Origin of the sequence: uncultured Lactobacillus sp. (genome assembly GCF_948948975.1) — a bacterium.
Classification (GTDB): domain Bacteria; phylum Bacillota; class Bacilli; order Lactobacillales; family Lactobacillaceae; genus Lactobacillus.
In genome coordinates, this window is sequence record NZ_CARBVX010000011.1 from 53,767 (window position 1) to 63,874 (window position 10,108).

Here is a 10,108-nt window from a genome sequence, read left to right on the forward strand (position 1 = left end):
ACTAGAAAAAAATTATCTTTTTACCTCTTGCTTTTTCAACGCAAATCGAGTTAAATATAATTAATATAAAACTTAAAAAGCAATGAAGAGACGAGTAGATAATTTTATTCTTTCAGTGAATTAGCGTTAGTGAGAAGCTAGTAGACCCTGAATTATCGAATAACACTTTTTCGCTGTGCTGCTAGCCTAAGTTATAGTAAGCTACGCCGTCATCGGTACGTTATCAAGCCGAGGAGCATGATTGTGTTCTATTAAGCTGGTCTATTTTAGACAATTTAGGTGGTACCGCGGAAAAAAGCCTTTCGTCCTGAGAAACTCAGGAGTGAAGGGCTTTTTCTTTACTCTTAAAATTTTTCTAAGGAGTACATATAATTATGACATTAATATTACCTAAGGATTACCATCCAAGTTTAACCATTCGTGATACTGAAGCCGCAATTGTTTTCATTAGAGAAACTTTTCAAGATAAAATTGCTGAAAAATTAAACCTTCAAAGAATGTCAGCACCAATGTTCGTTGAAAAATCTACTGGCTTAAATGGGATTGAACGTCCCGTTGCTTTTGATATGAAGGCTATGCCAGATGACACAATCGAAGTTGTACACTCTTTAGCCAAGTGGAAACGTCTAGCACTTAAGCGCTATGGTTTTGGAATGCATGAAGGTCTTTATACCAACATGAACGCAATTCGCCGTGATGAAGATTTAGATAATTTTCACTCAATCTACGTAGATCAATGGGACTGGGAAAAGATTATTGCTAAAGAAGAAAGAAACATTGAGACTCTTAAAACCACTGTCAAACAAATTTTTAAAGCGATTAAAGAAACTGAAAAAGAGCTCAGCGCGCGCTATCCTGGTTCTACTTACCGCTTACCTAGTGACATTACTTTTATTACTACTCAAGACCTTGAAGATCGCTGGCCAGATTTAGCACCAGAAGAGCGTGAAGATAAAATAGCTAAAGAGAAAAAAGCAGTATTCTTAATGAAAATCGGGGATAAATTAAAGCGTAGCGGCAAACCGCATGATGGCCGTGCACCAGATTATGATGACTGGGAATTAAATGGTGACTTACTATTTTGGTATGAACCCTTACAACGTAAAATAGAAATCTCTTCAATGGGGATTCGAGTTAGCGAAGAGTCACTGAAAGAACAACTCAAAAAAGCTCATACTGAAGAAAGAGCTGGTTTACCCTTCCATAAAATGCTTTTAGAAGGTAAACTTCCTTATACAATCGGTGGCGGTATTGGTCAATCTCGCTTATGCATGCTTTTGCTTGGAAAAGCTCATATTGGCGAAGTCCAAGCAACTATCTGGCCTCCCGAAATGATCGAATCGTGTGAAGCTGCTGACATAAAAATTCTATAGCACACAAAAAGACTGTCTAAGCCAATGAGCTTAACAGTCTTTTTTATTATTTACTAGTTTTACGATCTTTTCTAGAGATAATAAACATAATTAGAGGTAAAAGGATAAATCCAAAAATCATCATTGCTACAGCATACCAATTAATTCCCGTTACTTGGCCTTGTGCATTGACTACCCCAAACTGAGCCTTCCAGTTATATTCTATTAGTAAAAAAATTACTAGAGCAATGGAAAGAATTGGAACGACAATATCAGTCCACATATTCTTTTGCGCATCTAAAACTGGCTCTGCGGTTTTTCCACGATAGAATTGAATAACTGCCAATGGAACTACAATAAAGCCTAAGAAACGTACCATAGCACTTAAAGTAATCAAATTAACCATATTATATTCAAATGCCATTGGAATTAAAATTGCAAGTAATACGGAAATAAAGAAGGTTCTAATTGGGAAATTATTCTTAGTTCTTTTAGTTAAAGCCTTTGAGAATTGATTTTCACGTGCCATAGCTTCTAAAATTCGTGGGGCATTGAAACTAGAAGCAACATTAATACCAAACATTGAAACTAAAGCACCAACTAAGATAACATCCCTTAAAACTTCATTCTTAAAGATAGCAGCAATTGCGACAACTTGCTTTGTTGTCATTAATGCTTTTGGATCGAGCATCATTGCAACAGCAACAACGCCAATATAAATGATCGCAATAACAATAATTGCTAAAGGAATGGCACGTGGAAGGTTTTTAGCGGGATTCTTCATATCATCTGACCCAGAAGCAACTGATTCAAATCCAGTAAAGGCATAGAAGGCAGATACGATTGCCATTACAAAACCTGTAGTAGTTAAAGTAGGAACAATCTTCTGACCATTTTGAGTAATTTGATCTACCTGACTTAAATTACTTGAAGCACCACTTACAATTAATAAAACTACCCCTGCAACAATAATTAATACTAGAGCAGCTAACTTACCAATAGTTGCTAAGTTCATAACATACTTAACAACTTTTTGACCAAATAAATTAATTACCGTAATAACAGCCATTAATATTAAAAAGCCAATAGTTACGCTCATCGTCTCATTTGGGTTACCACCAAAAATAGAAATAGTAGATTTAATAACCCCAACTGCCATTACACCCCAGGCAACACTAGCTGAAAAATAACGCAAAATTCCCATGTAGAAACCAACATTATTTCCAAAAGCTGCCTTTGAGTATGCATAAGCTGCTCCAGATTTAGTTACATATTTTGCTGCTGCTGCAAAAGAAATAGCTAAGATAGATGCAAAAATTGCAGCTATAAAATATACAATTAAAGCTTTAGATCCAGCCTGTTGAACTACGCTGCCAGGTGTTAAAAATATTCCTGAGCCAATAATCGAATTAATGGCTAACAAAACAATAGACCAAAAGCCTAATTTACTTGTTTCACTTTCGTTCATCTCCTAATAACTTCTTTCTATTTTTTCTTTGCATTATCAATAATATATTTAAACAGATTATTTTGATAAGGAACTACGCGATGAAGCATTTCAGGATGCCATTGAACAGCAATAACTGATGCATCCTTATTTTCAATTGCCTCTACTACTCCATCCACACAGCGAGCTGAAACCTTAAAATCGTCTGCTACATCCTTAATTAATTGATGGTGAAAAGAATTTGTTCGCATCTCTTCTTTGCCTAACAATTCTGCAATCTTAGTACCTGCTACTGTTTTTACAGTATGAGTAAGCAAAGTTGGGGTCTGACCTTGACTATGCTTTAACGTTTTTTCTTTTCTATAACTAAGATCCTGATATAAGGTTCCACCATGATACACATTAATAATTTGTGCACCACGACAAATGCCCAAAACTGGAATACCATTTTCTTCAGCTAATTTTAGGAGTCGCATATCAAATTTATCTCTTTCAGGCCAAATATCCCCTAATTTTTGTTCAGGCTCTTCACCATAGTTATGAGGATCTACATCATGACCACCAGATAAAATTAATCCTTGAACGTTTAAAAGCTGCTCTTTCACAACTTCCTTATCTTCATTGAAAGGAATGATGTAAGGAATGCCACCATTTTGAATTATAGAATCAACATAATCGTCATTAACATAGCTCCGACGATAGCCTGGAAAAATACCACCATCATCAATAATTATCGAACCAGAAATTCCAATAATTGGTTTCATATTTACTCGCTCCTTCAACTTACTTTTTACCAGTTAAATTTAATTATAAATTATATGGTTTAATGCGTAAACACTATGACTTAAAATTAACACTTTTTTCCCATCATAAGCTAATATTATGTCCTGATAAAAAAGACCATCCCTAAAGGAATGGTCCAATTAATTATTTTTTATTACGATGTTTAAGCATATACACAAGGCTTGCTAATACCAAAACTCCAGCGCCCACACCCACAGAGATTCGTGTCTCTGGATTAATAAACATAAACACAACAATCACTAATAGCATTGCAAATGCAAAATAATTTGAATATGGGTATAGAGGTAACTTAAACGGATGTTCAGCCATTAAGTGCGCATTATTTTTTCTAAATTTCAATTCAGCAATCAGAATTACAAACCATGCTACCATTCCTGGTAAAACAGAAGAACTATAGACAACAACAAATAATTCTCCCATTGACTTATTCATAGTTGACATTATTAAGTTCAAAATAAAGCCGATTAAAATACCTGATGTAATTCCAACGATAGCCCGATCAGGAACAATACGCTTCGATAATTTTCCAAAAGTCTTTGGTGCTTCTCCCTCATGTGCCAATTTAAATAGCATTCTACTAGATGAATAAATACCAGAATTAGCACCTGATAAAGCTGCCGTTAAGACTACAAAGTTAATAATACCAGCAGCTGCTGTGATTCCCACCTTAGTGAAAGTCTCTACGAATGGAGATCCGATATTACTTAATTGGTTCCAAGGATAAATTGTAACGATTACAAATATTGCCCCAACATAGAAAATTAAGATACGCCATAAAACTGATTTTACACTTTTTACAATTGCTTCTTGCGGATTTGCGACTTCGCCAGCAGAAATACCAATTAACTCTATTCCCTCATATGAACCAGCAATAATTGCCATTGAGAAAAAGAATCCTTTTATTCCGCCAGTGAAAAAGCCACCATGTGCCCATAGATTACTAAAGCCAAGGGGTTTCCCATGATTTCCAACACCAAGTAAAATTACTAGCAAGCCTAAAATAATCATTATCACAATTGTTACTACTTTAATCATCGCAAACCAAAACTCTAGGGTTCCATAAGCTTTAGCACTAGCTAAGTTTGCCAACAATAAGAAAGCAATAATTATTATTCCAGACCAAAAAACACTAATTTCGGGCCACCAGAACTTTAAGTACTCTGTGGCAGCCACAACTTCTGAAATACCAACAACAATATATTGAAAGACATTCGCCCATTCTGCTAAATATCCTGCTAATGGTGAAATGTACTCTGTTGCATAATCTGCAAATGATCCTGTTCCCGGACTAACATATAGCATCTCTCCCAATGCTCGCATTACGATGTATAAAATTAGTCCTACAAACATATAGGCTAATAAAACTGATGGCCCCGTCCATTTAATAGTTGATGTAGATCCCATGAATAATCCAACACCAATGGCTCCACCTAGAGAGATCATTTCCATTTGTCCAGCAGTCATCGATCGTTTTAATTTAGGAGGATGATTCTGTTTATTCTCCATTATTTACACCATCCTTTTTATGTCGAAATAGATAAACAATTGTAGCTATAAGTAAGACAGCAGCTCCCACTAATACAGACACTCTCGTTTCAGGGTTAATAAGCATAAAGATAACTATAACAATCAGCATCAAAAATGCAAAGTAATTGGAAATAGGGTATAGCGGTAACTTGAAGGGATGGTCTACTAGTAAATCTTGATTATTGCGTCTAAATTTTAGTTCAGCAAGTAAGATTACAAACCATGGAATCATACCTGGTAAGACTGAAGACGAGAAAACGACAACGAATAAATCTTGAGTAGATTTATTAATTGTAGCTGCAATCATATTAATAATAAATCCAATTAGTATTCCCCCGGAAATACCTAAAATTGCATGATTAGGAACAATTCGTTTAGAAATATGTCCAAAGGTCTTAGGAGCATCCCCATCATGAGCTAATTTAAAAAGCATTCTACTAGATGAATAAATTCCAGAGTTTGCTCCTGACAAGGCTGCCGTCAAAACCACAAAGTTGATAATACTTGCCGCTGCTGTAATTCCTACCTTTGCAAATGTAGTTACAAATGGAGAGCCAATATTACTTAATTCATTCCATGGATAGATCGTAACAATAACAAAAATTGCTCCAACATAGAAAATTAAGATACGCCACAAAACCGATTTAACACTTTTTACAATGGCTTTTTTAGGATTTGCTACCTCACCAGCGGATATGCCTAGTAACTCGATTCCCTCATATGAACCAACAATAATTGACATTGAGAAGAAGAAACCTTTTACTCCACCAGTGAAAAAGCCACCATGTGACCATAGATTGCTAAACCCAGTTGGCTTTCCGCCGTTCCCTACTCCAAAGAAAATTACAATGAATCCTAAAATAATCATTAAGATAATAGTTACAACTTTAATCATTGCAAACCAAAACTCTAGGGAAGCGTATGCTTTGGCGCTAGCTAAATTTGCTAACACTAAAAACAAAATAATAATAATTCCTGACCAAAACACATTCACTTTTGGCCACCAAAACTTTAAATATTCAGTTGCTGCAACTACTTCAGACATTCCAACAACTATATACTCAAATACATTAGCCCACTCAGCTAAATATCCCGCTAATGGATGGACATATTCAGTTGCATAATCTGCAAATGATCCTGTTCCTGGATTAACATATAACATTTCTCCCAAGGCCCGCATTACAATGTACAAAATTAATCCAACAAACATATAAGCGAGTAAAACTGAAGGCCCGGTCCATTTAATAGTTGATGTAGATCCCATGAATAATCCAACACCAATTGCCCCACCTAAAGAGATCATTTCCATTTGACCAGCTGTCATGGAACGTTTCAATTTAGGCATTGACTTTTTATTTTCCATTACTTAGTGCCACTCCTATAAAAAAAACTAGCAGTCACTTGAGAGCTAGTTTTAGATATCAAAAATTGATTAATGATATTTTAATACAGGTACGCGTTAATGCCAAGGCCTTTTTAACAAAAAATAAGGAGCTTAGCCACAGAGCTAAATCTCCTTAATTACTTTTGCTTAAAATTCCGTTTGATTTTTTGCCAAATGGTAAGAGCTTTTCTCATGTTATCTGCTGGTACATGCTTTCGAACAGCGCGCAAAGTTGGCTTTACATGTCTCGCAGCAAAAATAAAACTACCATTTTTTTTAGTACAAATCTTAAAACGAGGAATATATTTTCCACCAAAATATACATCCGCAACTACAACGGTTACTTCATCCCACGGAATCTGTACATAGTCATTTGGATTATTATCACTATAAAACTCAAACCCTTTATCTCCGACTAAAACTTTTCCATATGTAGGAATTCCTCTAAACCAAGTCGCAGCATCCACATACTCTGATTTTGCATTTAATGATTGAACCATATAAAAAACCTTTTCATATATAAAAAAACGGTCTAAACAAGACCGTTTCTTATCTGATTAATTGTTATAGTAAGCCGATTACGTGACCCACAATACCAACAACAAATATACCAATAATGATAACGATTGGTGAAACTTTCTTCTTTAATAACCACATACATAAGAAAGTTAATAGAACTGCAGCAAGACCAGGAATTAAACTATCCAAGTTTTGTTGTAAGGTTGTTTCCTTAATTCTATCTAAGGCCATACCATTACCTAAGTTGTATTCACTCAAAGCTTTGTGAATACCTTCTGCTCCCTTTGGAAGGGTATTCCAATCAATATAAGCACCCTTTTGAAGTGGAACGCTTGAAACAACTGGTTTGAAGTTAATTGTTACCCAACGCTCAATTAAAGCACCGATAACAAACATACCCATCATAGAAGCCCCACGGGTAATCTTTTGTAATAAACCACCTGAGGCATCTTCTGTAATTTTAGTACCAGCTTTGTAACCCATTTCTTGAGTGTACCATAAGAATGCCATACGAATTACATTCCATAATACAAAGAACAAGATAGGTCCTAAGATATTACCACTCAAAGCAAGTGAAGCACCTAATGAACCAATAATAGGACGAACAGTGTACCAAAAGACCGGGTCACCAACGCCGGCTAAAGGTCCCATCATACCAACTTTAACACCTTGAATAGCAGTGTTATCAACGTCCGCACCATTAGCCTTGTCTTCTTCCAAAGCAAGAGTAACACCAATAATAGGTGATGCTAGGTATGGGTGTGTATTAAAGAATTCCAGGTGTCTCTTTAATGCAAGGGATAGATCTTTCTTTTCAGGATATAATTTTCTTAATGCTGGGATTAAACTGTAAGCCCAACCACCATTTTGCATTCTTTCATAGTTCCATGAACCTTGAAGAAAAGTAGAACGCCACCAAACCTTAATACGATCTGATTTACTTAAAGTTAATTTCTTTTGTGCAGTTTCAGTCATTGTATAATTAGCCTCCTTTCGCTCAAATTTTAATAGTCATCCAGGATGTCGCCCAATGGGTCGCCTGAACCAGAATTAGAGCTATTGTTGTTTCCACCCTTAGAACCTTCAAGAGCAAGGTACATAATAGCAAGGGAAATACCAATACCACCAAGAGCGATCAAAGTTAATTCTTTAACGGCTGCCAAACAGAAACCAATGATGAAGAATGGCCATACTTCACGGCTAGCCATCATATTAATAACCATCGCGTAACCAACAGCAACAACCATACCACCACCGATGGTCATACCTTCGTTTAACCATGCTGGCATTGCATTTAAGCCAGCACGAACAACAGAAGCTGGAATAGCAAGTAATAATGCGGCTGGAATAGCAATTCGTAAACCTTGTAAAGCAACAGCAATCATTTGCCAACGGTCAATAGCTCTCCAGTTAGCTTCTTCTGCTTTTCTATCCATAATATGAACAATGGCAACAGAAATAGTACGAACTAACATAGTTAAGAACAAACCAGCAACGGCTAAAGGAATAGCAATACCAATCGCAGTACCAATACCCTTTTGACCTTGTCCACCTTGAACCAAAATAATAGTTGAAGCAACAGATGCTAAAGCTGCATCTGGAGCAACGGCAGCACCAATATTAGCCCAACCTAAAGCAATCATTTGTAGTGAACCGCCAAGAATAATACCAATAGTTAAGTTACCAGTAACCAAACCAATTAAAGTACATGCCACTAGAGGTTGATGGAATTGAAATTCATCAAGAATTCCTCCCATACCTGCAAAGAAGGCAACGATCACTACCAGAATCATCTGAATAGCATTCATTTATATAAATCCCCCTGTAATTTATTTCTTTTCATCAACTAATTTTTGAGCTTTATCCAAAAGTTCATCCATGTTTTGTTTACCATCAGAAGGAACTTTACGAACATCAAATTTAACGCCCAAATCTTTTAATTTCTTATATGTATCAATATCTTTTTGATCCATTGCCAAAACAGTATTGACATTCACTTTACCATCACTATATGCCATGGATCCAACATTCAATTCTTTAATGTCCATTCCACCTTTAATAGCTTTAAGTGCATCTTCTGGATTTTCAAATAAGATCAATGCCTTAGTATTTCCAAAACGTGGATCTTTCACTACTTCAAGCATCTTATTGATTGGAACAACATTTGCCGGTACACCAGCTGGTGCTGCTTCCTTAATCATTGTTTTACGAATTTTATCTTTCGCAACATTATCGGAAACAACAATGATTCGATTTGGATTCATGGCCTTAGTCCAACCAGTTGCAACTTGTCCATGAAGAAGACGCGAATCAATTCTAGCTAAAACATACTTAATGTGACCATCGCCAATAACCGTACCTTCAGGAATAGCACCTTGTGGTTGTGCATTAGCAGCTGGGGCAGCCTTTGTCTCCTCTTTAGGCATAAGAGATTCAGGTTGTGTTTTAATTCCATCACGACCTGGTTTAACAATAGCTTTGGCAATATCATGAGCATTATCACTTGCCATTCTTTGCCCCAAAGCTTCGATAACCATAGGTAGATTCATACCTGATACAATAGCCCAAGTATCTTCATGTTCTTTAACAAGATTATTTGCTTGGTTAAATGGTGTACCTCCCCATAGATCAATCAAAAACAATACTTGATCTTGATCATCAAAAGAAGCAACAGCTTTTTCCATCTTAGCTCTAATATCATCCGGACCTTCATCAGGCTTTAAAATCACATGAGCTAGATTCTCTTGCTTACCAAAAATCATTTCAGCAGATTGAAAGATTCCATCAGCAAAGCCACCATGACTAGCTAGGACAATTCCTACCATTTGATTTCCCCCTTAATCAAAATATCTCCACGAATACTTTATAGCAGAATAAATGTATACGTTTGCTTTTAATATCATACCATTTTTTTATTGAAAATGCTTGCATAAAGTTAAAAAAGTTAAAAAAAATAATAACTATACAAAAAAGGAAGAATAAAGATAATTCTTCATTCTTCCTTTAACTTATCAACTTTACTCCGGCTGTCAGACTCGAACTGACGACAACCTGATTAACAGTCAGGTGCTCTAC

The 10,108-nt window shown here is 35.9% G+C and carries 9 protein-coding genes and 1 other annotated feature; of the genes, 1 reads left to right on the forward strand and 8 read right to left on the reverse strand.

Translation table 11 applies throughout. From position 1 onward, the window contains the following. Positions 1-73 precede the first annotated feature (73 nt). Positions 74-313, forward strand: a binding site (T-box leader). Between the two features lie 61 nt (positions 314-374). After that, positions 375-1,373, forward strand: a complete 999-nt coding sequence (asnA, locus tag Q9R40_RS05815) for an aspartate--ammonia ligase (RefSeq protein ID WP_304676893.1) — start codon at positions 375-377, stop codon at positions 1,371-1,373. A gap of 46 nt (positions 1,374-1,419) precedes the next feature. Here asnA and Q9R40_RS05820 read toward each other — a convergent pair whose 3' ends face one another. The 8 genes from Q9R40_RS05820 to Q9R40_RS05855 form a co-directional block, all read right to left on the reverse strand. After that, a complete protein-coding gene (locus Q9R40_RS05820; RefSeq protein ID WP_304676894.1) occupies positions 1,420-2,820 on the reverse strand; it encodes an APC family permease in 1,401 nt (466 codons plus the stop codon). Between the two features lie 17 nt (positions 2,821-2,837). Further along, the gene (locus Q9R40_RS05825; protein WP_300591702.1) at positions 2,838-3,563 is read right to left on the reverse strand and encodes a gamma-glutamyl-gamma-aminobutyrate hydrolase family protein; all 726 of its coding nucleotides are present in this window, start codon (positions 3,561-3,563) and stop codon (positions 2,838-2,840) included. Positions 3,564-3,726: 163 nt separating this feature from the next. After that, complete coding sequence (locus Q9R40_RS05830) at positions 3,727-5,109, reverse strand: amino acid permease (RefSeq protein WP_304676895.1); 1,383 nt, start codon at positions 5,107-5,109, stop codon at positions 3,727-3,729. Continuing rightward, positions 5,099-6,493 carry an amino acid permease gene (locus tag Q9R40_RS05835; RefSeq protein ID WP_011162556.1) on the reverse strand — a complete coding sequence of 465 codons (1,395 nt, stop codon included), beginning with the start codon at positions 6,491-6,493 and terminating at the stop codon, positions 5,099-5,101. The genes Q9R40_RS05830 and Q9R40_RS05835 overlap by 11 nt, the downstream gene beginning before the upstream one ends. Before the next feature lie 158 nt (positions 6,494-6,651). Next, a complete protein-coding gene (locus tag Q9R40_RS05840) occupies positions 6,652-7,014 on the reverse strand; it encodes a DUF956 family protein (protein WP_300591698.1) in 363 nt (120 codons plus the stop codon). A 64-nt stretch (positions 7,015-7,078) separates the two neighbouring features. Further along, positions 7,079-8,008, reverse strand: coding sequence for a PTS system mannose/fructose/sorbose family transporter subunit IID (locus Q9R40_RS05845; protein ID WP_243535577.1), 930 nt, complete (start codon positions 8,006-8,008; stop codon positions 7,079-7,081). 29 nt (positions 8,009-8,037) lie between these two features. Further along, a complete protein-coding gene (locus Q9R40_RS05850; RefSeq protein ID WP_300591695.1) occupies positions 8,038-8,841 on the reverse strand; it encodes a PTS mannose/fructose/sorbose transporter subunit IIC in 804 nt (267 codons plus the stop codon). Between the two features lie 21 nt (positions 8,842-8,862). Continuing rightward, the gene (locus Q9R40_RS05855; protein ID WP_297937228.1) at positions 8,863-9,858 is read right to left on the reverse strand and encodes a PTS sugar transporter subunit IIB; all 996 of its coding nucleotides are present in this window, start codon (positions 9,856-9,858) and stop codon (positions 8,863-8,865) included. Between the last annotated feature and the right edge of the window lie 250 nt (positions 9,859-10,108).

What these genes read in the sequence shown, in the direction of transcription:
- asnA (WP_304676893.1), top strand. Translation starts at nt 375, where the DNA reads ATGACATTAATATTACCTAAGGATTACCATCCAAGTTTAACCATTCGT.
- Q9R40_RS05850 (WP_300591695.1), bottom strand. Translation starts at nt 8,841, where the DNA reads ATGAATGCTATTCAGATGATTCTGGTAGTGATCGTTGCCTTCTTTGCA.
- Q9R40_RS05820 (WP_304676894.1), bottom strand. Translation starts at nt 2,820, where the DNA reads ATGAACGAAAGTGAAACAAGTAAATTAGGCTTTTGGTCTATTGTTTTG.
- Q9R40_RS05845 (WP_243535577.1), bottom strand. Translation starts at nt 8,008, where the DNA reads ATGACTGAAACTGCACAAAAGAAATTAACTTTAAGTAAATCAGATCGT.
- Q9R40_RS05835 (WP_011162556.1), bottom strand. Translation starts at nt 6,493, where the DNA reads ATGGAAAATAAAAAGTCAATGCCTAAATTGAAACGTTCCATGACAGCT.
- Q9R40_RS05840 (WP_300591698.1), bottom strand. Translation starts at nt 7,014, where the DNA reads ATGGTTCAATCATTAAATGCAAAATCAGAGTATGTGGATGCTGCGACT.
- Q9R40_RS05855 (WP_297937228.1), bottom strand. Translation starts at nt 9,858, where the DNA reads ATGGTAGGAATTGTCCTAGCTAGTCATGGTGGCTTTGCTGATGGAATC.
- Q9R40_RS05830 (WP_304676895.1), bottom strand. Translation starts at nt 5,109, where the DNA reads ATGGAGAATAAACAGAATCATCCTCCTAAATTAAAACGATCGATGACT.
- Q9R40_RS05825 (WP_300591702.1), bottom strand. Translation starts at nt 3,563, where the DNA reads ATGAAACCAATTATTGGAATTTCTGGTTCGATAATTATTGATGATGGT.